Origin of the sequence: Sphingomonas sp. 179-I 2A4 NHS (assembly GCF_045369135.1) — a bacterium.
GTDB lineage: Bacteria > Pseudomonadota > Alphaproteobacteria > Sphingomonadales > Sphingomonadaceae > Sphingomonas.
The window spans coordinates 258,534-285,450 of the sequence record NZ_JBIQFL010000002.1 but is presented as its reverse complement, the minus strand read 5'-3'; the positions used below and the strand labels follow the sequence as shown (position 1 = coordinate 285,450).

The window sequence follows — 26,917 nt, the reverse complement described above, 5'->3', positions numbered from 1 at the left end:
GGGGGTCGGCTTGGCTCTCGGTTGCGATGGATGCGGCGCCCTTTAGCGGGCACCTCGCGGGAAAGCCACCGTTGCGATCAGCCGCGACCGGCAATCGCCTCCGCCAGCGCGATGGTACGGCGGGCGTCGTCCCGGTGGAGCAGTTCCACCATCTTGCCCTCAACCTTGATCGCGCCCTTGCCGGCATTCTCCGGCGCGTCGAACGCGGCGACGATCGTGCGAGCCCATTCCACTTCTTCCGCCGAGGGCGCGAAGACGCGATTGGCGGGGGCGATCTGCTTGGGATGGATCAGCGTCTTGCCGTCGAATCCGAAGGCGAGGCCCTGGCGGCATTCCGCCTCCACCGCCGCTTCGTCGTCAAAGCCGTTCATCACGCCGTCCAGCGGCACGATGCCATAGGCCCGCGCCACGGTGACGATCTGGCTCAGGATCGGCAGCAGCGGCGCACGATCCGCGCCGGGGCGCAGCCGCAATTCCTTCGCCAGATCGTTGGGGCCGACGACGAAGGCGGCAAGGCCGGTCTCTGCCGCCGCTTCGCCAATCGCACGCAGATCGACGATCGCCTGCGCCGTCTCGATCATCGCCCATAGCGCCGGGCCGTCCCCGATCGCCTTGCGGGCGGCGCGCAGGGTCCCGGCATCCGAAACCTTGGGCAGCAGCACCGCATCGGGCTTCGCCGCGGCGATCGCCGCCAGGTCATCCGCACCCCATTCGGTGTCCAGCCCGTTGGTGCGGATCACCCATTCGCGGTGGCCGAAGCCGCCCGCTGCCACTGCCTGGTCCCGCGCCCCCGCCTTCTGCTCCGGGGCGACGGCATCCTCCAGATCGAGGATCACGACGTCGCACGCCAGATCGCGCGCCTTCTCGATCGCGCGGGCATTCGATGCCGGCATGTAGAGGGCGGAACGGCGCGGGCGGATCGTCATGCGGCTTTGGCTTCCTGTCTGAACCGGTGGAGCAGCGGCTCGGTATAGCCCGACGGCTGAGTAACGCCTTCGAAGATCAGCGCCCGCGCAGCCTTGAACGCAAAGCCCTCGCGCGTGAGCGGCCGATACAGCGGGTCGTTCGCATTCTGCGCATCGACCTTCTTCGCCATACGGTCGAGCGCCGCGTCCACCTCCGCCTCGGTGCACACGCCGTGAAGCAGCCAGTTGGCGAGATGCTGCGAGGAAATGCGCAACGTCGCGCGATCCTCCATCAGCCCCACGTCATGGATGTCCGGCACCTTGGAACAGCCGACGCCCTGGTCGATCCAGCGCACGACATAGCCAAGGATGCCCTGGCAATTGTTGTCGAGTTCCTCGCGGATCTCGTCGGGCGTCCAGTTCCGCCCGGCCGCCGCGAACGGCACCGTCAGCAGCTTTACGAGCGGCGGCGGTGCCTCCCCCGCAATCTCCTTCTGCCGCGCGAACACGTCCACCTGATGATAGTGAAGCGCGTGGAGCGTCGCGGCGGTGGGCGACGGCACCCAGGCAGTGTTCGCGCCGCTTCTGGGGTGCGCGATCTTCTGCTCCAGCATGTCGGCCATCATGTCGGGCGCGGCCCACATGCCCTTGCCGATCTGCGCCTTGCCACTGAGGCCGCAGGCAAGGCCGATGCGCACGTTGCGATCCTCATAGGCCTTGATCCACTCGGCGCCCTTCATCTCCGCCTTGCGGATCACCGGGCCGCCGCGCATCGCGGTGTGGATCTCGTCGCCGGTGCGATCGAGGAAGCCGGTGTTGATGAAGGCAATCCGGTCGCGCACCGCATGGATGCACGCGGCGAGGTTGGCCGAGGTGCGGCGCTCCTCGTCCATGACGCCCACCTTGATCGTGTGCCGCGTGAGGCCCAGCAGATCCTCCACCGCGTCGAACAGGCGGTTGGTGAACGCCGCCTCCTCCGGCCCGTGCATCTTGGGCTTCACGATATAGATCGATCCGGCGCGGCTGTTCTGCAGCGCGCCGAGCCGCTTCAGGTCATGCAGCCCGATCAGCGACGTGACGATCGCGTCGAGAATCCCCTCCGGTGCCTCGCTGCCGTCGGCGAGGTGCAGCGCCGGCGTCGTCATGAGATGGCCGACGTTGCGCACGAACAGCAAGGATCGGCCTGGCAGCGTGAAGCTCGATCCGCTGGGCGCTTGATAGGTGCGGTCGCTGGCGAGCTTGCGGGTCAGCGTCGCGCCATTCTTCTCGAACGTCTCGACCAGATCGCCGCGCATCAGGCCCAGCCAGTTGCGATAGGCAGCAACCTTGTCCTCCGCATCCACCGCAGCGACCGAATCCTCGAGGTCGACGATCGTCGTCAGCGCGGATTCGAGGATCACGTCGGCAATGCCGAGCGGGTCGGTCTTCCCGATCGGAGACCCGCGATCGACCACGATCTCGATGTGCAGCCCGTTGTGGACGAACATCACGCCCTTATCGAACTTGGCGAAGCGATGCGGGCAGTCGCCCCCGGTCAGCGCCGCCTCCCAGCCCGGCAGCGTCTCGTCCAGGAACGCCCGCGCCCGCGCGATCACCTCAGCGCCGCGTTCCGCATCATAGCCGCCCGGCTTCGCCTTCCCCGGCAGCGCATCGGTGCCATAGAGCGCGTCATACAGGCTGCCCCAGCGCGCGTTGGCGGCGTTCAGCACGAAGCGGGCGTTGAGGCTTGGCACCACCAGCTGCGGCCCGGCCATGGTCGCGATCTCGGCATCGACATTCTCGGTGCCGATGGTGAACGGCGCCGGCTCGGGCACGAGATAGCCGATCTCGTTCAGGAACGCCTCGTCGACCGGCTCGCCCGCCATGTAACGTTGGTCGATTGCCGCCTGCAGTTCCTCGCGACGAGCGAGCAGCGCTCGGTTCTCCGGCGTGAAGCGCGCGAAAATCGCCGCCGCCCCCTGCCAGAAAGCGTCTGCGGAAATGCCGGTGCCGGCAAGCGCCTCATCCTCGACAAAGGTGGCGAGGCGATCATCGACCGATAGGCCGGCGCGGGTTTGCATTGCGGGATTCCTCCTGACGTTACCAACAGCGCCTGGGGAGGGCACCGCCGCGATTAATCGATGCCGCGGCGGAAGTGCAACGCCCAATTCCTCCCCGGGGTCCACCCGGGGAGGATCGGTCGTCCCCTCAGGAGGCGCGTTTCCACACCATCAACTCGCCCTCCGCGATTACCTCGCCTGGCGTTCCCACCGGCTCGGCTTTGCCATCGCTGAGGAAGGCGATCGTCGCGGCGTCGTTTGCCGGCACCTGCGCCAGCGTGCGCTTTCCGTCGGGCAGCTTGGCCACCACTACGCCGGCCTTCGCCGAACCATCGCGGTTGTAAAAGACGGTATAGGTCTCGATCTCGCCCGGCCCGGTGTAATCCTTCACCAGCTCCGGCACCGCCCCGCGCGCGGCATCCGCCTCCGCCCGCAGGTCGAACTCATGCGCCTCGCCAGCGCCCGGCAGCGGCTGGGTGCCGAGCACGATCGCATGGTTGTGCGTGGCGAAGCCGCCGTTGGCGAACAGCAGCCCCTTCTCACCCTCGCCCGCGCGCAGGGCATCGACCATCTCGGCCACGGCATGCGCCATGTAATTGCCGATCGGCCCGCCACCAAAGGTCAGCCCGCCGAACACCGTCGCCGGCTTCTCCACCGGCCAGCCGATCACCCGCCGCGCCATTTTCGGCACGCAAGGGAAGCAGGAATAAAGCTCGACCAGGTCGAGATCGTCCGGCGTCACCTCGTTGAATTCCAGCGTGCGGCGAAGGCACACTTCCATGCTCGGCGACTTGTCATAGCGGTCACGCGCGAGGAAATCGTCCGCCTCGTGCGCGCTGGCACCGCGCCCGACATAGATGATCCGCTCCTCCGGCACCCCGCGCCGCCGCGCTTCGGCCAAGCTGGTGACGATGAAGCCCGCGCCCTGATTGACGCTCGAATTGGCCACCATCAGCTTGGTGTAGGGGAAAGCGATCGGGCGATTGTCCGCAGTCGGCTCGACGATCTCCTCAGGGGATTTCGGTGCATGAATCCATGCCGCCGGCGTCTTCGCCGCCACTTCGGAGAAGCGCGACCAGATCTCGCCGGATTCGCGCTGCCCTTCGTCCAGCGTCTGGCCATAGGCCGCGCGCCCGGCATTCTCGTAGAGCGGATAGACGTCGACCGGCGTCGCCAGGCCATAGATCTGGCGATAACCGGGCTTCGCGCCCTTGCTGAGGGTGCGCAGCGGGTTCTGGTCCGCCACGCTCGTCTTCGCCGCGATCGCCGCACGCTGGCTGGCGGTGCGCAGCGCCTCGCCGCCAGTCACCGCCGCGATTTTGATCTCGCCGCGCGCGATCCGGTTCGCCGCCTCGTTCAGCAGCAGGATCGGGCTGTCACCATTGGGACCGACCGATTCATAGACGATCGCCGCCGTCGATCCGATGCCGTCCGCCACCTTCTGCGCCAGCGGATTGTCCTTGCGGAAGCTGATCTGCTGCACGACCGCGACGGAATCGACATCCGCCAGCCAGCCGCCGCCCGCGTCCTTGTCGGCCTCTTCCAGCGCGGCGATCATCAGGCCGAGCGCATCCTTGCCCGCCATCGGATCAGTGGGTCGGTCATTGACCTGCCCGACGCCAACGATGACCGCGATATTCTCCGGGTTCGCTGCCATCTCAGCGCGCCTTCCACACCGGCGCGCGCTTCTCGGCGAACGCCTTGGGCCCTTCGCGCGAATCCTCGCTGGTGAAGACGATCCTGGTCTCGGCGCGATTCTGCGCCCAGGCATCTTCCTCACGCTCGATCTTTCCGTCGACGATGCCCTGCGCCATCCGCTTCGACGCCTGCACCGACAGCGGCGCGTTGACGGCGATCCGCTCAGCGAGCGCAAAAGCTGTGTCGAGCAGCTGCTCGCGCGGCGCGACGGCGTTGATCAGGCCAAGCTCCAGCGCGCGATTGGCGTCGATCGGATCGCCGGTCAGGATCATCTCCATCGCGATCTTCTTCGGCAATTGCTCGGGCAGGCGGAACACGCCGCCCGCCGCCGCGAACAGGCCGCGCTTGGGCTCCGGCAGGCCGAACTTCGCCTCCTCCACTGCGACGGCAAGGTCGCAGGCCAGCGTGATTTCCAGCCCGCCGCCCAGCGCCATGCCGTTCACCGCGGCGATCACCGGCTTCGAAATCGCATGGCTGACGATCCCGGCAAAGCCCCAGGCGGCCTTGGTCTTGTCGTCCGGCGCCAGGCTCTCACCGCGTGACAGCGCGACAAGGTCGGCGCCCGCGCAGAAGGACTTATCGCCCGCGCCGGTCACGATGACGACGCGGATCTCGGGATCCTTGTCGGCCGCCTCCAGCGCATCGCCCACGCCCTCGTGGACGAAGCGGTTGACCGCGTTGCGCGCTTCCGGCCGGTTGATCGTGATGAGCATCACGTTGCCGCGCGTCTCTACGGTGACGGCCTCGTTGCCGAGTTCAGCCATTTCTACAGTCCCTTTCTAGGCAGCTTGTTCGATGATCTTGTCGGCAAGCAGCGGCGCGATCGCGTCATCGCCGAGGCCGAGCCAGTGCTTGAGAACCGCCACGCTGTCCTCGCCGATGCGCGGCGCCGGCCGCTGGTCGGGCTCCGGCACTCGCTCGAAATGCGCGATCGGCCCTTCCGCCTGGAACGGCGCGTCCAGCAGCGGATGATGCGCGGTGCGGAACGTTTGAAGCGCGCGATAGCCGGGCGCGTCGGGCATCTCGATCACGCGGATCATCATCCCCGCCGGCACGCCTGCCGCCTGTAAGGTTTCCATCACCTCTTCAGGCGCTTTGGTCCGCGCCCATTCCTCCGCCGCGCTACGTGCCGCCTCGCCCACCACGCTCGCCAGTGCCGCCCGGTCTGCCGCATCGCGCAGCGTAACGGCGCACCATTCGTCCTCGCCGACGCACGGCAGCAACCAGTCCTCCGCGGGTATGCCGCCGTCGATCTTGATGCCGGCCTGCCGCGCCGCCAGCGTCGCGATCTCGGCCGCCTTGTGGCCCAGCATCACCTCGGCCTGACTCACGCTCGCCGTCCCGCCGGTGCCGGTGCGCAGCCGCCGGATCAGCAGCGCCAGCGCGCCGACCGTGCCGATCCGTCCTGCGACATGATCGGGGTACACCGTCACCGTGTCGGAAAAGCTGTCCGGCTCGCCGGGATACACCCATTGCTTGGTCAGCCCGGCAGAAGCGCGCACCAGCGGGCCGTAGCCAAGCCGCCCGGACCATGGCCCCGTCGGTCCGAACGCCGAACTGTCGATTGCCAGCAGCCGCGGGTTTGCCGCTGCCAGCGTCGCCGCGTCGAAGCCCAGGGCGGCAAGCGTCCCGGGCTTGAAGTTCGACAGCAGCACGTCCGCCTGGCGCACCAGGTCGAGGAACAGCGCCTTGCCGCGGTCGGACCGCAGGTCGATTGACAGGCCACGCTTGTTGCGATGCCCCGCGGCCCAGGTCAGGCTGACGGGCGCATTGTCGCGCGACTGGCGCTGTCCGTCCGGGAAGGCGGCATTCTCTACCTTGATCACGTCCGCGCCCAAGTCCGCGAGCACGCGACCCGTCTCGCCGCCGACGACGATCACGCCCATGTCGAGCACCCTGATGCCCTCCAGCGGGTAATTCGCCCGCGGCGGCGCCCGGAATATAGCGCGCGGCGTCTCGAACGTCGCGGTGCCGCCTGCCGCCGGTGCCGGTCCGCAGACGCCGGCCCGCGCGCCGTCGATCTCGATCGTCCCGTTGGGGAAGGGGAGGGTGCAGCCCGGCGCCATCTCCACCGGCACGAATGCCTCGCGCGCGGTCATATGCGCCGTCACCACCGCCTCGTCGAGATCGAGCAGGCCCGCTACCGGAATGCCCCGTGCAGCGCCTTCTTCCTCGATCTCGGCGCGCGTCTTGTCCGCGAAGAAGCGGGTGATCGCCGGCAGCAGCGTGGTCGATCGGAAGCGCGTCGCCAGCTTCTCCCACTCCGGTCCGGCAAATTCCGCCGGCTCGCCCATCCAGGCATACATCGCGCGCCACTGCCGCGGCGCCAGCACGCACAGCCGCACCAGTCCGTCGGCGCACGGAAGGATGGGGTAGCGGAAGCGTTCGTCGGTCCGCCCGCGATCCATCTTCCAGCTCGGCACGCCCGATTGCGCACTGCCGTTCAGGCCGAAGCCGGGGTCGAGAGCCTGCATCCCCGCTTCCAGCAGCGACACGACCACATGGTCGCCCTCGCCCGTCCGCAACCGGCGAAAGAAAGCAGCGAGGGTCGCCACCGCAATGTGCGGCGCAGCAGTCTCGTAGGTGAGCTGCCCCGGCGGCAGCAGCGGCGGCCGCCCCGGCAGGCCCGAACGGGACAATCCGCCCGTCAGTGCCTGCAGCACCGCCTCGCTCGCCTGCCAGTCCCGCCACGGGCCCACGGGTCCGAAGTCGCTGATCGTTACCAGGATTAGTTCGGGCGCGGCGGCGCGGATGGCAGCGTGATCAAGCCCGGCGAACCCGGCCTCGATCATGATGTCCGCCTCGCGCGCGAGGTCGATGAGCCGCGCTGCGTCTGCCGGCAGGTCGATCGTGGTGGCCTTCTTGCCCAGGTTCGCGGCGACGAACGACAGGCTGGTGCCGCCGACCTTGGCGCCAGCCTTTCGATCCGCCCCGCCGCCGCTCGGCTCGATCCGGATCACCTCCGCGCCAAGCTCGCCCAGCAACCGCCCGATCGCGCCCAGCACGCCCGGGGCGGCATCGATCACGCGGATTCCCGAAAGCGGCAGGTCCGTCATAACGGCCAGGCCAGCTCCCGCCGCGCCGCGCTTTGGCGGTAGAAGTCGAAGAACGGCGTCTCGTCCCCGCCCGCTTCGGCCACCGCGTCATGCTGTGCGATCAGAGCCGTCGCCAGCGCGGCCCAGATGCCGTCGAGCGCGTCGAGCGTCTCGCCATCATGGGTCACCGGGGCATCCTCGCCCAGCAGGGCTCGCATGTCGGCGATGTCCGCGCGTCGCCACGCCGCCGCCTTCTCCGCTTCCTGCGCGCCGAGCAGCGCGAGCAGCGCCGCCACGGTCAGGGTCGATCCGGCGAACGCATCGACGGCGCCCACCTTCTCGCCTGCGCCCGCCGCCGCGATCCCGGCGCCGATCAGCACCTGCGCCAGGTCGCTCGAAGGCATTACAGGCACCGGGTCATAATGCCGCCCGCCCAGCTGCGCGGCGATGATCGCGTCCTGCCGCCGCGCCGTGTACCAGCCCGAAACCGCCAGCACCGGATCCTGCCTTCCACCGTCGACGAACTCGCGGAAGGCGGAAATCCAGATCGCCATTCCCTTCACCGAGGCGAACAGCGACCACCAGCGCATCGCGGCAGGATCGACGCTCAGCCCGCTCGCCCGCTCCCAGATCGCGATCGCATCGGGGCGGGGCAGCATGCCGCTCGCCGCACCGGGGATGAAATGGTCCCAGATCGGGTCCAGTGCCCAGCCAAGATCCTCCAGCGGATCGCCGAGATGCGCCATCTCCCAGTCGAACATCGCGCGCATTCCGCCCGCGCCGTCATGCATGACATTGCCGGAGCGATAATCGCCATGGACGATCGCGACACGCTGCGCCGGCGGCGGCGGATTGGCGCGCAGCCAGCGGATCGCGGCACGCGCGATCGGCTGCGGCTGCAGCGAATCCTCCTCGATAACGCCTTCCCAATAATCCAGCGCGATGCGCCAGCACTGGTCGGGTTCGGGCATCGGCACATGATCGGCGAGCGGTGTGCCGGTCGGATCATGCGCCGCCAGCCGGCCGAGCGCGCCGAAGAACGCCTCGCCGAGCGCCGCGCCATGGGCGCCGAATGGATCGCGGGCGAAGCTGCTCGCGACTTCGCCGCCCTCGATCCGCTCCATGATGAAGAACGGCCGGCCAAGCTCGGCGCCATCAGGCTCCAGCGCCACCGCGCGCGGCACGGGAACGACACCGGCCGCGCTTTGGTAGGCGCGAAACTCCGTCGCGCTCTCCGTATCGATCAGGCCCTTGGCCGGCTCGCGCCGCAGGATCAGCTGGTGGACTTCCGTCCCGGCATGGGCATCGAAGCGATAGGTCTCACGGCTCGCGCCGCCGGGGATCCTGGCAAGATCCGCGACCCGCACCGGCTGTTCCCAGACGCGGGTGAGATAGGCTTCGATCTCGGTTGGGGTCAGCGTCGTCATGCCGGGTCGAGCACGCCCTTGAAGCCCGACGGCGCGTGCGGCCCCATCACAAGTTGCTCAAGCACCCCCTTGCCGCGCCTCACCTTGCCGTCCGGCCCGGTCATCGTGACGGTGGCCAGCGCCTGGATGTGCAGATGGTGCGGCTGCATCGGGTCCATCTCGGCGGGCACGAAATCCTCGCGCTCCACCGTCAGCCCGTCGCCCTGGTGCCGGCCGTGGCTCCATTTGGGATGGGTGTAGCCAAGGCCGAGCATCATGAACTGCTGGCCAAGGTCGAAGTCGACCTTCGTCTCCTGGCCCTGTTCGTCCTTCAGCGTGACGCTGGCGGCCTGGGCGTGGCGCGAACCCTGCTTCCACTGGATCTTGTAGTCGGATTCGAAATGCGTCTCGTCCTCGATCCCGCCACCCAGCGGCTTCCACGCCGCGCGGCGGTTCCAGAAGCGGCCGTGCTCGTCGTCGTTGGTGTGGAAATAGAAGTCGCCGTCCTCCATCGCGGTCGGGCTCCACAGCCAGAAGAACTGCGGCGCGATCGGCGGGCTGGCCGGCTGCGCATCGGGCGCACCGATCGGGCGCACGCCCCAGGAGCGATCACGCGTCCCGAGCCAACCATTCACCTCCGTTCGCACGCCATCGACGTCGATCCAGCCCCGATAGCTGCCATTCTGGGTCATCCGCGTCACATCCATCAGCACGCGGGGACCATTTCTGCGCGTGAATCGCGGCTCCTCCAGCGGGAAGGCGCGACCAGTGAAGGTCAGTTCGGCGCGGATCTTGTGCTCGGGCGAATCCACCGTGAGCTTCACCGACTTCAGCGGCTCGAGCACCTCGACCGCTATCCCGCCAACCTGCGTGTCCATCCGCTCCATGTTGAGGCCGCGGCTGGCGTGCAGGTTCACCTGCTTGCCGTCCTTCAGCCAGCAGAAGCTCGCGTCGATGATGTTGATATGCGGATAGACGCCCATCGCGGCGGCGAAAAAGCCGTCCTCGTCCGCGCCCGGGGCATAGCCGTTGAAGAAAAAGCGATCGTAGAAATTCCGGTCCGTTCCCGCATAGGCGACCGGCTCGGCCGTCTGGTGGATCGGATATTCATCGCCCTTGGTCAGCACCATGCACGCTCTCCCGACTGGAACCTGCCGCTCTCATGGCGGCTCGGAAGGCGGGTTGGACCAGCGGCGGCGGCGCTGTCAACGCTGCAATAACATTAGTTACGCCGGCGCGCCCAGCGCCAGCGACGAAGGGAGGGCGCTTCTCATCTCCTCAGGCCGAACCCACCAGCGGCGCGAAGCGGGCCACCTGCCGCCCAACCATGCGCAATTGCTCGATAACCGCAGGATCGTTTGCGCCACCCTCGTCGTCGAACTTGGTGATCGCGCTGTTGATCGCGGCGGCGAACGGCGTCGGCCAGCCGCGCAAAGCATGGACGATCGAGCGCAGCGCCGCGATCGTCGATCCGGTCGCCTGCCAGCCATAAGCGGTCGCGATCAGCCCCACCGGGATGTCCGCCAGATATGCCCGTTCGGTATCCCGCGCGGTCTCCTCCAGCAGGTCGAGTGCGTTCTTCACCACGCCCGAAATGCTGCCGTGATAGCCGGGCGAGGCGATGATCAGCGCGGAGGCGCCGCGAACCGTATCGACGAATTCGCGTTCCTCGGGCGTACGCTGTGCCGCGCGCGGATCATACAGCGGCAGCTTCGCCATGTCCGCGCCCCCGAACATGCGGGTGCGAAAGCCCTGCTCGCATGCGGCATCCAGCGCGATGCGCAAGGCGCGTTCGGTAGAGGAGGGGCCACCGATCGTCCCGCCGATGCCTACGACCAAGGGTCGCTCATTCATTTCAAGTGCTTCCGCTTGGCCGCTCATTTCCCTATTCCTCGCACGATGCGCATTCTTGCGGCAACTGTCATAGTGACGTAATACAGATGGCAGAACGCCGGAACGACGATATGCGCCCCGATCCCTTTGACCCAAGTCCCTTTGATCGGGGGCGTCTGAGATATAATCATGCTCCCGGCGAGCCGCGTTCGCCGCTGCCGGATTTCGAGCCTTGGCAGGAAGCCGATCAGCCCGCAACCGAGCTTGGATTTGCGGATGTTCCGCCGCGCCGCCGCCGCATACCGTGGCGCTGGGTTTCACGGGCGATGGGCGCCCTCGTGATCCTGTTCGTGCTGGCGATCGGCTGGCTCGCCGTCACCGCGCCCTTGTCGCAGTCGCTTAAGCCGCCGACGCCCCCTTCGATCACGCTCACTGCCGCCGATGGCACGCCGATCGCGCGCCGCGGTGCGATCATCGGCGAACCGGTCGATGCGACGAAGCTGCCGGCGCATGTGCGCGAGGCGTTCCTCGCAATCGAGGACCGCCGTTTCTATTCCCACTGGGGGATAGATCCGCGTGGCATCGCGCGCGCCGCATTCGCCAATCTGGGGTCGGGCGGCGTCCGTCAGGGTGGCAGCACGATCACGCAGCAGCTGGCGAAGAACGCCTTCCTCGATTCCGATCGCACCGCCGCGCGCAAGATCCGCGAAGTGCTGATCGCCTTCTGGCTGGAGGCGTGGCTGTCGAAGGACGAAATTCTCTCGCGGTACCTGTCGAACGTCTATTTCGGCGACAACGTCTACGGCCTGCGCGCGGCGTCGAAACATTATTTCGGGCGTGAGCCGGAGAAGATGAACATCGGCCAGGCCGCGATGCTAGCCGGTCTTGTGAAGGCGCCGTCGCGGCTCGCACCGACCAGCAACCTCAAGGGTGCGCGCGAACGCCAGGCCGTGGTCGTCGCAGCGATGGAGGATGCCGGCTTCCTCACGAAGCGTGAGGCCGATGCGGTGCAGCCGCAGCGCGTGCTCGCCCGCCGCGCGCAAACCTTGCCGAGCGGCACCTACTTTGCCGATTGGGTGCTTCCCGAGGCGCGCGACCAGGCGGGCGAGATCAAGACCGAGGCCACCGTGCGCACCACGCTGGATCGCGATCTGCAGCGCAATGCAGAGCGCGTGATCCGGCAGGCCGGCCTCCGCCAGGCGCAGGCGGCACTCGTCGCGATGAAGCGCGATGGCTCGGTGGTGGCGATGGTCGGCGGGCGTGATTACAAGAAGAGCCCGTTCAATCGTGCGACGCAGGCGCGTCGTCAGCCCGGTTCCACCTTCAAGCTCTTCGTTTATCTCGCCGCGCTGCGTGCCGACATGTCGCCCGACACGACCGTCGACGATTCGCGGGTCGAGATCGCCGGATGGAAGCCGAAGAACGACGACAATCGCTATCTCGGCGAGATCACGCTTCGACGCGCCTTCCAGCGATCTTCGAATGTCGTTGCGGCGCGGCTGACGCAGGAAGTGGGCGTGCGCAACGTCATCCGCGCCGCGCGTGATCTCGGCATCACCACGCCGATCGCCAACGAGGCGACGATCGGTCTTGGCACTTCCGAAGTCTCGTTGCTGGAGCTTACCTCTGCCTTCGCCGGCGTCGCCGAAGGTCGCTATCCGGTGCAGGCGCATGGGCTCCCGGATGCGAAGGACAAGAGCTGGTACCAGTCGCTCACCGGCGGGCAGAAGCAGATGCCCAGCCGCATCCATGATGACATGCTGACACTGCTCGCCTCGTCGATCCGGGGCACCGGGCGCGCGGCGGCGCTCTCGGTCCCGGCTTATGGCAAGACCGGCACGTCGCAGTCTGGTCGCGATGCATGGTTCATCGGCTTTGCCGGCGATCTCGTGGTCGGCGTGTGGGTCGGCAATGACGACAATACGCCCAACCCTGGCCTGCACGGCGGCGGCATCCCGGCGCAGATCTGGCGCAACTTCATGGTCAGTGCGCTCGACCTCGCGCCCGTGGTCAAGGTGCCGGAGGTGGAGGATGTCGATCCCGAGGCGGGCATGATGGGTATGGTCGAGAATGAAGTCGCGCCCATCGCGGGCCGGCTTGAAGGGCTCGGCATGGATCTGGAGATCGGCCCCGACGGCTCGGTCAGCATCGCCCGTCAGCCGCCGCCACCGCCGCCCGCCCCGCGCCGCCGCGAGGAACTGGAGCCGGCCTTCGAGGAAGAAGGCCCGAACTTCTAGCGCGTGAAAAGTGGGCGGGGGCATCGGCATGCCCCCGCCCGTTCTACTAGCGCCGAGCGCTGCGTCACTCCGCGGCTTCCATCGCCGGCGTGTCGTCCAACGGGTGAGTCAGCCGCTCCAGCATCTCCCGCGGCACCACTTGCCAGAAGCGGCCCGCCGTGCGGTCCCAGTCCTCCAGGATGCCGCGCGCCCACTTCGAATCCGTCGCCCCGGCGTGCCGCTCGATCAGGCCGCGCAGCACGCCGGCCCAATGGGCCGAGGCCAAGCGCTGCCACACGATGCTTTCCGGGTTGGCGCGCCGCGCAAAGCTGTCGTCATGATCGTAGACGAAAGCCATGCCGCCCGTCATGCCGGCGCCGAAATTGTGGCCGACTGAGCCCAGCACCACGGCCGTGCCTCCGGTCATATATTCGCAGCCGTTGGCGCCGCAGCCCTCGACCACGACGGTAGCGCCCGAGTTGCGTACCGCGAACCGTTCACCAGCCTGTCCGGCCGCGAACAGCGCACCCGATGTTGCACCGTACAGCACCGTGTTGCCGACGATCGTATTATCCTGGCTGCGGAGCGGTGAGGACACCGCCGGCCGCACCACGATCACGCCGCCCGACAGGCCCTTGCCGACGTAATCGTTGGCGTCGCCGAACACTTCCAGCGTGATGCCCTTGCACAGGAAGGCGCCCAGGCTCTGCCCGGCCGACCCGCGCAGGCGGATCGTGACGTGGCCATCGTTCAGCGCGCTCATCCCGAAGGTGCGCGTGATCTCGCTCGACAGGCGGGTGCCGACCGCGCGGTGCGTGTTGCGCACCGAATAGGTCAGCTGCATCTTCTCCCGGCGCGAGAAGACGGCGGCGGCATCCTTGATAATCTGCGCGTCCAGGCTGTCGGGCACCTCGTTGCGGAAGGTGTTGAGCGAAAAGCGCCGCTCCGCATCCGTCGCATCGACCTTCGCCAGGATCGGGTTGAGATCGAGGTCGTCGAGATGCTCCGCACCGCGGCTCACCTGCCGCAGCAATTCGGTGCGGCCGATCACTTCGTCCAGACTGCGCACGCCCAGCCGCGCCAGGATGTCGCGCACTTCCTCGGCAATGAACGTCATCAGGTTGATGACCTTCTCGGGCGTGCCGACGAACTTCTCGCGCAGCCGCGGGTCCTGCGTGCACACGCCGACCGGACAGGTGTTCGAATGGCATTGGCGCACCATGATGCAGCCCATCGCGACGAGGCTCAGCGTACCGATGCCGAACTCCTCCGCGCCCAGAATCGCGGCGATCACGATGTCGCGCCCGACGCGCAGGCCGCCGTCGGTGCGCAGCTTGATCCGCCCGCGCAGGCCGTTCAGCGTCAGCACCTGGTTGACCTCGGAGAGGCCCATTTCCCACGGCGTGCCGGCATATTTGATGCTCGTCTGCGGGGACGCGCCGGTGCCACCGACATGGCCGGAAACCAGAATCACGTCGGCATGCGCCTTGGCAACGCCTGCCGCGACCGTCCCGATGCCTGCCGACGACACGAGCTTCACGCACACCCGCGCCCGCGGATTGATCTGCTTCAGATCGTAGATCAGCTGCGCCAGATCCTCGATCGAATAAATGTCGTGATGCGGCGGCGGCGAGATCAGCGTCACGCCCGGTGTCGCGTGGCGCAGCTTGGCGATGAACTCGGTCACCTTGAAGCCGGGCAACTGCCCGCCCTCGCCGGGCTTGGCGCCCTGTGCGACCTTGATCTCGATTTCCTCGCAGGCGTTCAGATATTCGGCCGTCACGCCGAAGCGCCCCGACGCGATCTGCTTAATCACCGAATTGGCGTTGTCGCCATTTTCGTACGGCTGATACCTGCTCTTGTCCTCGCCGCCCTCGCCCGACACGGCCTTGGCGCCAATGCGGTTCATCGCGATCGCCAGCGTTTCGTGCGCTTCGGGGGATAGCGCGCCAAGGCTCATGCCAGGCGTCACGAAGCGCTTGCGGATCTCGGTGATCGGCTCGACCTGGTCGATCGGCACGCCTTCCGCGGGGAAATTGAACTGTAGCAGATCGCGCAGATAGATCGGTGGCAGATCGCCGACGCCGCGTGAGAATTGCAGGTACGTCGAATAGCTGTCGGTAGAGACGGACGTCTGCAACAGATGCATCAGCTGCGCTGAGTAGGCGTGCGCCTCGCCCGTATGCCGCTGGCGATAGAAGCCGCCGATCGGCAGGTTCACCACCGCCTCCTCGAACGCCGCGTCGTGCCGGTCCTTGGCGTTGATGTGCAGCGAGGCATAGCCTTCGCCCGAGATCTTCGCCGGCATGCCCGGGAAGAAGTCGTTCACCAGCGCGCGGGACAGGCCCACCGCCTCGAAGTTATAGCCGCCGCGATAGCTGGAGATCACCGCGATCCCCATCTTCGACATGATCTTCAGCAGCCCTTCCTCGATCGCCTTGCGATGGCGCTTCAGGCATTCGTCCAGCGAAAGATCACCGAACAGCCCACGCGCTTGGCGATCGGCGATCGCGGCTTCGGCGAGGTAAGCGTTCACCGTGGTCGCGCCGACGCCGATCAGCACCGCATAATAATGCGTGTCGAGGCACTCCGCCGTCCGCACGTTCACCGATGCGTAGGAGCGCAGCCCACGCCGCACGAGGTGCGTGTGCACGGCCGCTGCGGCCAGCACGCCGGGGATCGCGATCCGCTCCGGTCCGACATGTTCGTCGGTCAGGAAGATCTCGCTCTTACCCTGCCGCACCGCCTGCTCGGCCTCGTTGCGGATGCGCTGGATTGCGGCGCGCAGCTTGTCCGCACCGCCGCTCGCCTCGAACGTGCAGTCGATTTCTGCCGCCGCGCTCCCGAAATAGGTCTTCAGCCGCGCCCAGTCGGTAGAGGTTAGCACCGGCGAATCCAGGACCAGCACGCGCTCGCGCCGATCCTCGGTGTCGAGGATGTTGGCAAGGTTCCCGAACCGCGTCTTGAGGCTCATCACGTAGCGCTCGCGCAGCGGGTCGATCGGCGGGTTCGTCACTTGGCTGAAATTCTGCCGGAAGAACTGGCTGATCAGCCGCGGCTTGTCGGAAATGACGGCGAGCGGCGTATCGTCGCCCATCGATCCGATCGCTTCCTTGGCGGTCTCCACCATCGGCGCGAGGATCAGCTCCATGTCCTCCAGCGTCTGGCCGGCCGCCACCTGGCGCTTTGCCAGCTCCGCGCGGTCATAGCGCGGCACGCCGGCGGCGGGCGCAGGTGGCAAGTCGTCGATCGTCGCGAAATTGCCGATCATGCCGGCATAGTCCGCCTCGGCCGCGATCCGGTCCTTGATCGCGCGATCGTCGTACACCTTGCCCTCAGCGAGATCGACCGCGATCATCTGCCCGGGTCCAAGGCGCCCTTTGGTGGTGATGGTCGATTCCGGCACCACCACCATGCCGCTTTCCGATCCCACGATCAGCAGGCCGTCGGCGGTCTGGGTGTAGCGCAGCGGGCGAAGCGCGTTGCGGTCCATCCCCGCCACGGCCCAGCGCCCATCGGTCATCGCCAGCGCCGCCGGCCCGTCCCACGGCTCCATGACGGAGGCGAGATACTGGTACATGGCGGCATGCGCCGGCGGCATGTCGCCGCTCATCTCGCCCTGCCACGCTTCGGGCACCAGCATCAGCTTCGCGGTCGGCGCGTCGCGCCCCGAGCGGCAGATCGCCTCGAACGTCGCGTCCAGCGCCGCCGTGTCAGACGCGCCGGCCGGGATCACTGGCTTGATGTCCTCCGAATGCTCGCCGAACGCGATCGACGCCATGCGGATCTCGTGGCTCAGCATCCAGTTCTTGTTGCCGCGGATCGTGTTGATCTCGCCATTGTGCGCGAGGCACCGGAACGGCTGCGCGAGCCACCATTGGGGGAAGGTATTGGTCGAATATCGCTGGTGGAAGATCGCGACCCGGCTCTCGAAGCGCTTGTCGGTCAGGTCCGGATAGAAGACCGACAGGCTCTCGGCCAGGAACAGCCCCTTGTAGATGATCGAGCGGCAGCTGAGCGAACAGATGTAGAAGCCTTGGATCTGCGCCGCGATCACGCGCTTCTCGATCCGCCGGCGGACGAGATAGAGGTTCTTCTCGAATTCCGCGGCGTCGACTTCGTCGGGCATCGGCCCGGCGATCATGATCTGCTCGATCTCCGGCCGTGTCGCCTGCGCCTTCAGCCCGATGACGCTGACGTCGACGGGCACCTGCCGCCAGCCGTAGATGGTATAGCCCGCCTCGATGATCGCACTTTCCACGATGGTGCGGCACGTCTCCTGCGCGGCAAGATCGGTGCGTGGCAGGAACACCATGCCCACCGCCAGCCGGTTCGGCCGCACCTTGTGCCCGCTCATCGCGATTGCATCGTCGAAGAACCGCACCGGCAGGTCGACGTGCAGCCCCGCGCCGTCGCCGGTCTTGCCGTCAGCGTCGACCGCGCCGCGGTGCCACACCGCCTTCAGCGCATCGATCGCCGATTGCACCACGCGGCGCGACGGCTTGCCATCGGTTGCTGCGACCAGGCCGACACCACACGCATCGCTCTCGAATTCCGGGCGGTACATGCCATGGGTGGCGAGATATTCGCGCTGATCCATCACGCCGCCTCCTTCGCGGGCTGCGCCGCGACCTTGCTCTTGAGATATTTGTGCATCGTCGCCGCGACATCGCGGCCATCGCGGATCGCCCATACGACCAGGCTCGCCCCGCGCACGATGTCACCCGCGGCGAACACGCCGTCGAGGCTCGTCATCAGCGTCTTGTTGTCGACCAGCACCGTGCCCCAGCGCGTAACGCCAAGCTCCGGCGTGTCCCACAGGTGCGGCAGTTCCTCCGCATCGAAGCCGAGCGCCTTAATCACCATGTCCGCAGGCATCTCGAACGGGCCGCCCGGATCCGCCTCGGGCGCGCGTCGACCGCTCGCGTCAGGCGCGCCCAGCCGCATGCGGTTGGCGCGCACCGCCGACACATGCGCGTCGCCGACGAAGGAATGCGGCGCCGAAAGCCAGACGAACTCCGCGCCTTCCTCCTCAGCATTGGTCACCTCTCGCTGCGATCCCGGCATATTCGCGCGGTCTCGGCGATAGAGGCAGCGCACGCTTTTGGCGCCCTGGCGGATCGCGGTGCGCACACAGTCCATCGCCGTGTCGCCGCCGCCGATAACGACGACATTCTTGTCTTTGGCGTCAAGCCCGCCGTTGTCGAACGCTGGCACCGCATCGCCAAAGCTCTTGCGGTTGGAAGCGGTGAGATAGTCCAGGGCGGCGATGACGCCCGGCACGTCTTTGCCTGGCGCGTCGATCTCGCGCGCCTTGTAGACGCCGGTCGCGATCAGCAACGCGTCATGCCGTTGGCGCAACTCGGCAAAGCTAGCGTCCTCGCCAACCGCAAAGCCTTCGTGGAAGACGATCCCCGCCTCCTTCAGCCGATCGACCCGGCGCACCACGACGGGCTTCTCCAGCTTGAAACCGGGGATGCCGTAGGTCAGGAGCCCGCCCGCCCGATCGTGCCGATCATAGACGTGCACCTCATAGCCATAGCCGCGCAGATATTCCGCGGCCGTCAGGCCGGCGGGGCCGGCCCCGATCACGCCGATGGATTGGCCGCGCGCCGGCCCCGGCACCAGCGGCTCCACCCAGCCTTCTTCCCAAGCCTTGTCGGTAATGAATTTCTCGACCGATCCGATCGTCACCGCACCATGGCCGGAGAATTCAATCACGCAATTGCCTTCGCACAGGCGATCCTGCGGGCAGATGCGCCCGCAGATCTCCGGCATGGTCGACGTCGCGTTGCTCAGCTCATAGGCCTCGCGAAGCCGGCCCTCGGCGGTCAGCCGCAGCCAGTCGGGAATGTGATTGTGGAGCGGGCAATGCACCGTGCAATAAGGCACGCCGCATTGTGAGCAGCGCCCGGCCTGCTCTTCCGCGCTCGGCACCGCATAGCGGTTGGCGATCTCGCGAAAGTCTTCCGCGCGCAATTCGGCCGGTCGCTTGTCCGGATAGGACTGCGGGGTCGTCACGAATCGAAGCATGGTATCAGCAGCCATAAGCCCTCCGGAAACGGAGGTCTCACATATGCTACCGACCATCAAGGCAGCACTGATGACCTATTTCACTGTTCCCCGCCGCGCTTGCCCATTCTGCGACCTTCAGCAGCATCAAAGAAGGTCCGGATCAGTACCTATCGAAAATTCACCATCACGAGCGCCAGCGCGCCGGCGACGATCCGATACCAGGCGAACGGTGCGAAGCCGTGCTTTGTCACCACCGCCATGAACGCCTTCACCACCACCAGCGCGACGATGAAAGAGACGAACGCGCCAACCCCGATCAGCTGCAGGTCATTGGCGGTGATCGCGTCGCGATGCTTCACCATCTGCAGCACGGTCGCGCCCGTCAGTGTCGGGAGGGCGAGGAAGAAGGAAAACTCGGCGGCCGTGCGCCGGTCAATTCCAAGTGCCATGGCGCCCATGATCGTCGCGCCGGACCGGCTGACGCCCGGGATCATCGCGATGCACTGGACCAGGCCGATCTTAACCGACTGCCCCGTCGTCACACCCGAGATGCCGCCAACGTCGCGCGTCTTGGCCAGTTTCTCGACCACCAGGATGCCGATGCCGCCGATGATCAGCGCCCAGGCGACCACAACCGCATTTTCCAGCAGCGCCTCGATCTCGTCGTTGAAGGCAAGGCCCAGCGCCACGGCGGGGATGAAGGCGATCAGCAGGTTGCGCACGAAAGCGACGGAGTGCGGCTCGCCCTTCATCAGGCCGGACAGCACCGCCATGAACGTGCGCCAGTACAGCACCACGATCGCCAGGATGGCACCTGGCTGGATCGCGATGTTGAACACCGCCCAGCGCTGCGGATCATAGCCGAGCAGTTCGGTGGCGAGCACGAGATGCCCGGTCGAGGAAACGGGCAGGAACTCGGTGACGCCCTCGACAATGCCGAGGATGATCGCGGTCAGCAAATCGGACATGACAGCCTTTCAGGTTGCCCGCCGCTGCGGGCCGATGCGCGAAGCGATGGGGCGGATCAGGCCGCGGTGGGCTGTGCGAAGCGGCCGGCGCGCTGATATTTCACCAGCCAGCCCGGCGCCACGGCCGCTAGCGGCGTCGGCGTGATGCCAAGCGCCTGCAGCCCCTCTGCGCCGTCGCCCACGATGCTGTCACGTTGCAGCAGCTTCCACTGATCGCGTGAGATCGGGGCACCCGGCAGCGCGGCGAGCAGCGCGCCGGCGGCATCGGGCAGCTCCAGGAACGAGCGATGCCGCCCGATCATCCGCGCGATCCACTGGTGCAGCTCCATCATCGTCATCACGTCCGGCCCGCCGAGCTCGAACGTGCGCCCGCCGAATTGCGCGCCGTCCGCCATGGCGGCGGTGACAGCGTCGCCCACATCGCCCGCGAACACCGGCTGGAAGCGCACATTGGGCCTCAGCACCGGCACGAACGGAAGCGCCGCGATCATGCCCGCGAACATGTTGATGAACTTGTCCTCGCGTCCGAACACCGTGGACGGGCGAAGGATCGTCGCCTGCGGGAAGGCGAGCCGCACCGCTGCTTCGCCCGCGCCCTTGGTCTGCGCATAAAGCGACGGCGCATGCTCGTCCGCGCCGATCGCCGACAGGTGCACCAGCGTGGATGCGCCCGCCGTCCGCGCGGCCTCGGCCACGTTCCTGGCCCCGGTCACGTGGATTCGGTTGAGATCGCCGGTGAAGCTGCCGACGAGGTTCACCACCGCGTCGGCGCCGCTCACGGCGCGCGCAATCGTGTCCGGCTTCGTCACGTCGGTCGCGACGAACTGCGTCTGCCCCAGCCCGCCCAGGGGCTTCAGGAACCAGGCCTCGCGCGGATCGCGCTGGGCAATGCGCACGCGGGCGCCTGCCTTGAGCAGAACCTGTGCGACGTAGCGGCCAAGAAAACCGCCGCCGCCGATCAATGTGACCAGCTTGTCCTTCATGTTTCGCTCCGCGGAAAAGATGCGCTGCCACTAGCCGCCACACACGGCTGTTGACAAGGCCGCCGCCCCGGCCCTAGAGGCGCCGGCCTACCGGGGCTTCAAGCCCAGTGCCCAGATGGCGGAATTGGTAGACGCACCAGCTTCAGGTGCTGGCGATCGCAAGGTCGTGGAGGTTCGAGTCCTCTTCTGGGCACCACCTTCCCCGCAAGGGGTTGAAAATGCGCAAAACCTTCAGAATTCCGTAACTTGCAGCGAGCGAGACGGTACAAATGAAGGTACAAAACGCCGACATGGCCGCGCACCTCCCGCACATCGAGGTCGACAAGAAAACTGGCAGGCTACGCTACAGGCGGGTCTATCGCGAGGCTCTTCGACCCTACATCCAAGGCAAGCCTGTCCAGCTGAAGCGAGCGCTCGGCGCGACGCTCCCTGTGAAAGACCGGGCCGTGATCCAGCGGTACTGGCAGTTCAACGAGGAATGGGAACGCAACGTCCGTCGAGCCCGCAACATCCTGTCGGGTACTGGCGATGCTCTTGGCGAGGACGTCGTCTCATTTCTTGCGGAGAAGTTCGCCCGGGATTGGCACCAGGGCGACGAACGTGCCTTGGTCGAGAAGGGAGGCGCGTGGGTCGAAGGAGCTCCCGACGCGTGGGACACGCATTTGTCCGATTTCATGGAGTGGCGGCTCGACCAGGATGAGCAGGCCATGGTCGAGTTCTGGGGTAGCTCGGCGAAGCGGCTGCTTGCTGATGCCGGTATCGATCATGACCCGAGTGAGTCTCTCGGGTTCGATCGGCTCTGCCGAGCGCTCAACGATAAGGCGATTGAGATCAGCGAGGCCCTCCAGGCCCGTCTACGCGGGAAGATTTTGCCGATCCCGGCGGAGCCGATCCCGCCGACTCGCGTGGAGCCTCAACCCGCGGCAGCGGGGCAATCCTTCGCCTCGATCGTGCGAGAGATGCTCGACAACCCGCGATATGGTGTGGGTGCAAGCACGAAGCAGGCTTGTGGAACAGCCCTCCGGCTATGGACCGAGGTGCACGGCGACGCGACACCTGAGACTATCACCAAGCGCATGGTCACAGATTGGCTGGATATGCTCGCCAAGCGTCCGACCGGTCTCACGCCAACCGAGCAGCGTCTGCCGCTTCCCAAGCTCGTTGAGCGATTTGAGGGACGCGACGTCCCACACATGGCCCTTAAGACCCAGAAGCAGCACCTGAGAATGCTCGCGGCCCGCTGGGTCAAAGGCCAGCAGGAGGGCTATATCTCCGATGACCTCCACAATCCGTTCAAGCCGCCGATGCCGGCTGCGGCTCGGAAGGATGACCCGCCAGAGTTTAGCGTCGCCGAACTGTCGGCGATCTTCCGCCTTCCGGTGTTCACGCTCGGTGAGCGCCCCACGCGCGGCAAGGGAGAGGCCAGCTTCTGGATGCCGCTGATCCTCCTGTGGACCGGTGCTCGACCAGAAGAGGCGGCGCAGCTTACAGTCGCGGACTTCGCCGACGATCCCGAGATCGGTCGCTGGATGATGACGATCACTGATCAGGGCGAGCATCCGATCAAGGGGGATCAGAACCTGAGGACCTCGAAGCGTGGCACCGGGCGTCGTACATTTCCGGTTCCACAGGCGCTCATCGACCTCAACCTCCGCGACGAGGCGGCCGCCGAATGCCCCGTCTGCAAGGCCCGCGCGAACAAGGACCCGCGGCAGGCCGAGGCGACGAAAGAGATGAGCGAGAAGGACAAGGAGGAACTCCTCGTCCACCTCATGCGCACCTATGAGATGAAGGTCGCCGCGGAACGCTGCGCCCGGCTCGACGGAGACATCGTCGCGGCGGACCTCTACATCCGCCAGCTCACCTTCTTCGAGCTGATCCTTGAAGGCTGCGGCAAGGGGATGGACGTCATCGATCTCCACACCCGCCGCCCCCAAACGCCGGGCGAGGGCGACCGGGACGTCAACTGCGGCCCGCTCACCGACATCCTCGACAAGCTCCGCCGCGACGCGTGGAAGGAAGCCGGCGAGCCCGCCGGCCCGTCGATCGACCTGCGCGAATTCCAGCCCGATGGCGCCATGAGTACGTACGGCGACATGAGGCCGGAACGTGAATACGCCCGTAATCAGGCGCAGGCGCGGATCGCAGAGGCGCAGGCCGTGTGGGAAGCCGCGGCGCGGGAGGATACCTGGGCGGCGTTCAAGGAACAGGCGGGCGCGGCGTCGTGGATCGGGCGGTATGATTGAGGCCGCTTCAAGGCGCTAGGCGGAGCCTGGCGACTGGCGCGGAAGCGGCGCCGGGCGTGTCGATCGATGACGCGGCTTTGCCGCGGGAGGTTGAGTGGTCAAATCTCCGTTTTCCGCCCCCTGCTTTTGGTAAGGAGTCAATAAGTTGGCGGGAGTCATCCGCAAACGTCAGCAAGGCGAAACCGATATGTCTTTTGTTGCAGTTCCGAAGGGTTAGCGTCTAGCAATGGTGCTGGGGGGGCAGCACATGAGCGACGACGTTCTGTTTGGCGAAAAGTTTTTGACCCGATATGCGGGTCAGATAATAGCTGACCCGGCAACCGCGATAGTTGAACTCGTGGCAAATGCTTGGGACGCTCATGCGACCCGCGTTGACATTACCTGGCCCGATGGAAAACGGGCGTTTACGATACGTGACAATGCAACGAGGTGGGCCGAGTGTGGATCAATCCTCCCCGCCGCGGCAAAGCCGCGTCGTCGATCGACACGCCCGGTGGACCCGGGCGGCCGTCGGCCGCGCTTGCGCTGATCTTCGCCTAACCCGCCGATCGCTGCGCGATCGACGTGTTAGCCTCGGGCGCTACGCGTCGTCGCCCATCCTCAGCGCCGCGATGAACGCCTCCTGCGGGATGCTCACCGAGCCGTATTCCCGCATGCGCTTCTTGCCTTCCTTCTGCTTCTCCAACAGCTTGCGCTTGCGCGTCGCGTCGCCGCCATAGCATTTCGCGGTCACGTCCTTGCGCAGCGCCGCGATCGTCTCGCGCGCGATCACCTTGCCGCCGATCGCCGCCTGGATCGGGATCTTGAACATGTGGCGCGGGATCAGGTCCTTCAGCCGCTCGCACATGCCGCGCCCGCGCGTCTCCGCGGTGCCGCGGTGGACGATCATGCTCAGCGCATCGACCGGCTCGTTGTTGACGAGGATGCTCATCTTGACGAGGTCGCCCTCGCGATAGCCGATCTGGTGATAGTCGAAGCTCGCATAGCCGCGGCTGATGCTCTTCAGCCGGTCATAAAAATCGAACACCACTTCGTTGAGCGGCAGTTCGTACGTCACCTGCGCGCGCCCGCCGACATACGTCAGGTTCTTCTGGATGCCGCGGCGGTCCTGGCACAGCTTCAGGATGCTGCCGAGATATTCGTCGGGGACGTAGATGGTCGCCTCGATCCACGGCTCGCTGATCATCGCGATCTTGTTGGGATCGGGCATGTCGGCCGGGTTGTGCAGCTCGATCATGCCGCCGTCATGCGTCAGCTCGATCTCGTACACCACGCTCGGCGCGGTGGTGATCAGGTCCAGATCGTATTCGCGCGTCAGCCGCTCCTGGATGATCTCCAGGTGGAGCAGCCCCAGGAAGCCGCAGCGGAAGCCAAAGCCCAGCGCCGCGCTCGTCTCCATCTCGAAACTGAACGATGCGTCGTTCAGCCGCAGCTTGCTGATCGATTCGCGCAATTTCTCGAAATCGTTGGCGTCCACCGGGAACAGCCCGCAGAACACCACCGGCTGCACTTCCTTGAACCCGGGCAGCGGCGCGGCCGCGGGCTTCTTCGCATCGGTCAGCGTGTCGCCGACGCGCGCCTGCGCCACGTCCTTGATCTGCGCGGTGATGAAGCCGATCTCGCCCGGCCCCAGGTCCGCCAATTGCTCGATCTTGGGGCGGAAACATCCGACGCGGTCCACCAGATGCTGCGTGCCCGCCTGCATGAAGGTGACCTGCTGGCCCTTCTTCAGCGTGCCGTCGATCACGCGCACCAGGATGACGACGCCCAGATACGGGTCGTACCAGCTGTCGACCAGCATCGCCTTCAGCGGCGCGTTGGGATCGCCCTTGGGCGCCGGGATCCGCTCGACGATCGCGTCCAGGATCTCCTCGATGCCGATGCCCGACTTGGCGCTGGCGAGGATCGCGTTCGACGCGTCCAGGCCGATGACATCCTCGATCTCCTTGCGCACCTTTTCCGGCTCGGCCGCGGGCAGGTCGATCTTGTTGATGACGGGCACGATCTCATGGTCATGCTCGATCGACTGGTACACGTTGGCCAGCGTCTGCGCCTCGACCCCCTGCGCCGCGTCCACCACCAGCAACGCACCCTCGCACGCGGCCAGGCTGCGCGACACTTCGTAGGCGAAATCGACGTGCCCCGGCGTGTCCATGAGGTTGAGGACATGGCCCTTCCACTCCAGGCGCACCGTCTGCGCCTTGATGGTGATCCCGCGCTCCTTTTCAATCTCCATGTTATCAAGCACTTGCGCCGACATCTCCCGCTCGGAGAGGCCCCCCGTGCGTTGGATCAGCCGGTCGGCCAGCGTCGATTTGCCATGGTCGATATGGGCAATGATCGAGAAGTTACGGATCTTGGAAAGCTCGGTCGCCACGAAATTCTGCCAGCTTGAGTGAGTGCCGCGGCCGTTAGCACCTCCGAAGACAATCCCAAAGCGGCGCTCTGGTCGCATCTTCGTCCCCCCGGTCGCGGGGCGAATGCGCGGTTGCACGAAGGCGCGCAGAAACGACGCATCGGATCAGGAGCCACGTCATCATGAAACGTCACTTCCTCTCGCTCGTCGCAGCCTTCGTCGCCAGCGCCCTCTGCCTCGCGCCCGCCATCGCTGCGGACTTGACGCAGATCAGCACTCACGCAATCGCGTAACCGTCCGCCGGCAAGGCGCGAGGCTAGATGCCAGTCTCGTGCTGCCGGGGTCGCACAATGAAATATCGCCTGCACACCAAGGTGGTGCTGGCGACTTAAGGGGGAATCTCATGCGCATTCCGTTTGTCGCCGCCGCCACCGCCATGCTCATCGCGGCCACACCCACGCTGGCGCAGAACAAGGGCTCTTCCGCCCATCAGGCGCAGCAGAAGGGCGAGGCGCAGATCCCGGTCTGCACCAAGCGCCTCGGCTCGCTCGCGATCGTCGAGCCTGACAACCAGTGGTGGCGCGAGTTCAATCTCGGCAGCCCGGAAGCGATCATCAAGATCTTCGTCCAGAAATCGGGTTGCTTCACCATGGTCAACCGCGGCCGCGCGATGGTGAGCCGCAACATGGAACGCGCCATGGCGGACTCAGGCGAGCTGCAGGCGGGGTCCAACCTCGGCAAGGGCCAGGTGCGCGCGGCGGATTACTTCCTCCAGCCCGATATCGTAACGGCGAACCGCAACTCTGGCGGCGGCGGCCTCGGCGGCGCGATTGGTGGCATCGGCGGGCTGTTCGGCGGCGCTGGCCGGACGATCGGCGCGATCGCCGGCGGCATCAACGTGAAGAAAGGCGAAGCGAAGACGACGCTCAGCCTCGTCAACGCGCGCACCACCGAGGAAGAAGCGATGACCGAGGGCTATGCCCGCAAGTCGGACGTGAGCTTCGGCGCAGGCGGCGGGCTCTTCTCCGGCGGTACCTTCGGCGGCGCGGCCGGCGGCGGCTATCAGGATACCGCGATCGGTCAGATCATCGTGCTGAGCTACCTCGACGCCTACACCAAGCTCGTGAGCCAGCTCGGCGGACTGCCCGACAACGCCGCCGCTGCTGCGCCGCGCGCGCGGTAAGGATGGCGAGGGCGGTGCCGCTCAGTACTGGCGC

17 protein-coding genes and 1 tRNA gene are annotated in these 26,917 nt (G+C 66.6%); 5 read left to right on the top strand and 13 right to left on the bottom strand.

The genetic code is table 11. From position 1 onward, the window contains the following. Positions 1-77: 77 nt before the first annotated feature. The 8 genes from ACH0CP_RS04590 to ACH0CP_RS04555 form a co-directional block, all read right to left on the bottom strand. The gene (locus ACH0CP_RS04590) at positions 78-926 is read right to left on the bottom strand and encodes an HpcH/HpaI aldolase/citrate lyase family protein (protein WP_406875861.1); all 849 of its coding nucleotides are present in this window, start codon (positions 924-926) and stop codon (positions 78-80) included. After that, positions 923-2,965 (bottom strand): malate synthase G, encoded by a 2,043-nt coding sequence (locus ACH0CP_RS04585; protein WP_406875862.1) that lies wholly within the window; start codon positions 2,963-2,965, stop codon positions 923-925. Before ACH0CP_RS04585 ends, ACH0CP_RS04590 begins: the two co-directional genes overlap by 4 nt. A gap of 127 nt (positions 2,966-3,092) precedes the next feature. After that, positions 3,093-4,601 (bottom strand): acetyl-CoA acetyltransferase, encoded by a 1,509-nt coding sequence (locus ACH0CP_RS04580; protein WP_406875863.1) that lies wholly within the window; start codon positions 4,599-4,601, stop codon positions 3,093-3,095. A gap of 1 nt (position 4,602) precedes the next feature. Next, positions 4,603-5,406: a crotonase/enoyl-CoA hydratase family protein gene (locus ACH0CP_RS04575; RefSeq protein WP_406875864.1), complete on the bottom strand. Its 804-nt coding sequence runs from the start codon at positions 5,404-5,406 to the stop codon at positions 4,603-4,605. Positions 5,407-5,421: 15 nt separating this feature from the next. Then, a complete protein-coding gene (locus ACH0CP_RS04570) occupies positions 5,422-7,698 on the bottom strand; it encodes a CoA transferase (RefSeq protein WP_406875865.1) in 2,277 nt (758 codons plus the stop codon). Continuing rightward, on the bottom strand, positions 7,695-9,104 hold the full coding sequence (locus ACH0CP_RS04565; protein WP_406875866.1) for a phosphotransferase family protein: 1,410 nt from the start codon (positions 9,102-9,104) through the stop codon (positions 7,695-7,697). The genes ACH0CP_RS04570 and ACH0CP_RS04565 overlap by 4 nt, the downstream gene beginning before the upstream one ends. Continuing rightward, positions 9,101-10,213, bottom strand: a complete 1,113-nt coding sequence (locus ACH0CP_RS04560) for a hypothetical protein (RefSeq protein ID WP_406875867.1) — start codon at positions 10,211-10,213, stop codon at positions 9,101-9,103. Before ACH0CP_RS04560 ends, ACH0CP_RS04565 begins: the two co-directional genes overlap by 4 nt. A 148-nt stretch (positions 10,214-10,361) precedes the next feature. After that, positions 10,362-10,964: an NADPH-dependent FMN reductase gene (locus tag ACH0CP_RS04555; protein WP_406875868.1), complete on the bottom strand. Its 603-nt coding sequence runs from the start codon at positions 10,962-10,964 to the stop codon at positions 10,362-10,364. Positions 10,965-11,023: 59 nt separating this feature from the next. Between ACH0CP_RS04555 and ACH0CP_RS04550 the strand changes: the two genes are divergently transcribed. Continuing rightward, entirely contained in the window at positions 11,024-13,153 is a 2,130-nt protein-coding gene (locus ACH0CP_RS04550) for a transglycosylase domain-containing protein (protein WP_406875869.1), read from the top strand. Positions 13,154-13,217: 64 nt separating this feature from the next. Here ACH0CP_RS04550 and gltB read toward each other — a convergent pair whose 3' ends face one another. From gltB to ACH0CP_RS04530, 4 genes are all read right to left on the bottom strand, one after another. Further along, a complete protein-coding gene (gene gltB / locus ACH0CP_RS04545; RefSeq protein WP_406875870.1) occupies positions 13,218-17,732 on the bottom strand; it encodes a glutamate synthase large subunit in 4,515 nt (1,504 codons plus the stop codon). Further along, the gene (locus ACH0CP_RS04540; protein ID WP_406875871.1) at positions 17,732-19,180 is read right to left on the bottom strand and encodes an NAD(P)-dependent oxidoreductase; all 1,449 of its coding nucleotides are present in this window, start codon (positions 19,178-19,180) and stop codon (positions 17,732-17,734) included. Before ACH0CP_RS04540 ends, gltB begins: the two co-directional genes overlap by 1 nt. A 134-nt stretch (positions 19,181-19,314) precedes the next feature. Continuing rightward, positions 19,315-20,115 (bottom strand): undecaprenyl-diphosphate phosphatase, encoded by an 801-nt coding sequence (locus tag ACH0CP_RS04535; protein ID WP_406875872.1) that lies wholly within the window; start codon positions 20,113-20,115, stop codon positions 19,315-19,317. Between the two features lie 56 nt (positions 20,116-20,171). Next, positions 20,172-21,098: a complex I NDUFA9 subunit family protein gene (locus ACH0CP_RS04530; RefSeq protein WP_406875873.1), complete on the bottom strand. Its 927-nt coding sequence runs from the start codon at positions 21,096-21,098 to the stop codon at positions 20,172-20,174. A 109-nt stretch (positions 21,099-21,207) separates the two neighbouring features. Between ACH0CP_RS04530 and ACH0CP_RS04525 the strand changes: the two genes are divergently transcribed. The 3 genes from ACH0CP_RS04525 (at position 21,208) to ACH0CP_RS04515 (ending at position 23,873) form a co-directional block, all read left to right on the top strand. Beyond that, a tRNA-Leu gene (locus tag ACH0CP_RS04525) sits at positions 21,208-21,294 on the top strand. Between the two features lie 94 nt (positions 21,295-21,388). After that, positions 21,389-23,344: a hypothetical protein gene (locus ACH0CP_RS04520; protein WP_406888369.1), complete on the top strand. Its 1,956-nt coding sequence runs from the start codon at positions 21,389-21,391 to the stop codon at positions 23,342-23,344. Positions 23,345-23,570: 226 nt separating this feature from the next. Further along, a complete protein-coding gene (locus tag ACH0CP_RS04515; RefSeq protein WP_406875803.1) occupies positions 23,571-23,873 on the top strand; it encodes an ATP-binding protein in 303 nt (100 codons plus the stop codon). Positions 23,874-23,924: 51 nt separating this feature from the next. On the opposite strand, the gene lepA is transcribed toward ACH0CP_RS04515, so the two are convergent. After that, positions 23,925-25,721 (bottom strand): translation elongation factor 4, encoded by a 1,797-nt coding sequence (gene lepA / locus ACH0CP_RS04510; protein WP_294443978.1) that lies wholly within the window; start codon positions 25,719-25,721, stop codon positions 23,925-23,927. Positions 25,722-26,103: 382 nt separating this feature from the next. On the opposite strand from lepA, the gene ACH0CP_RS04505 reads away from it, so the two are divergent. Beyond that, positions 26,104-26,883: a CsgG/HfaB family protein gene (locus ACH0CP_RS04505; RefSeq protein WP_294443979.1), complete on the top strand. Its 780-nt coding sequence runs from the start codon at positions 26,104-26,106 to the stop codon at positions 26,881-26,883. The last annotated feature ends 34 nt before the right edge of the window (positions 26,884-26,917 follow it).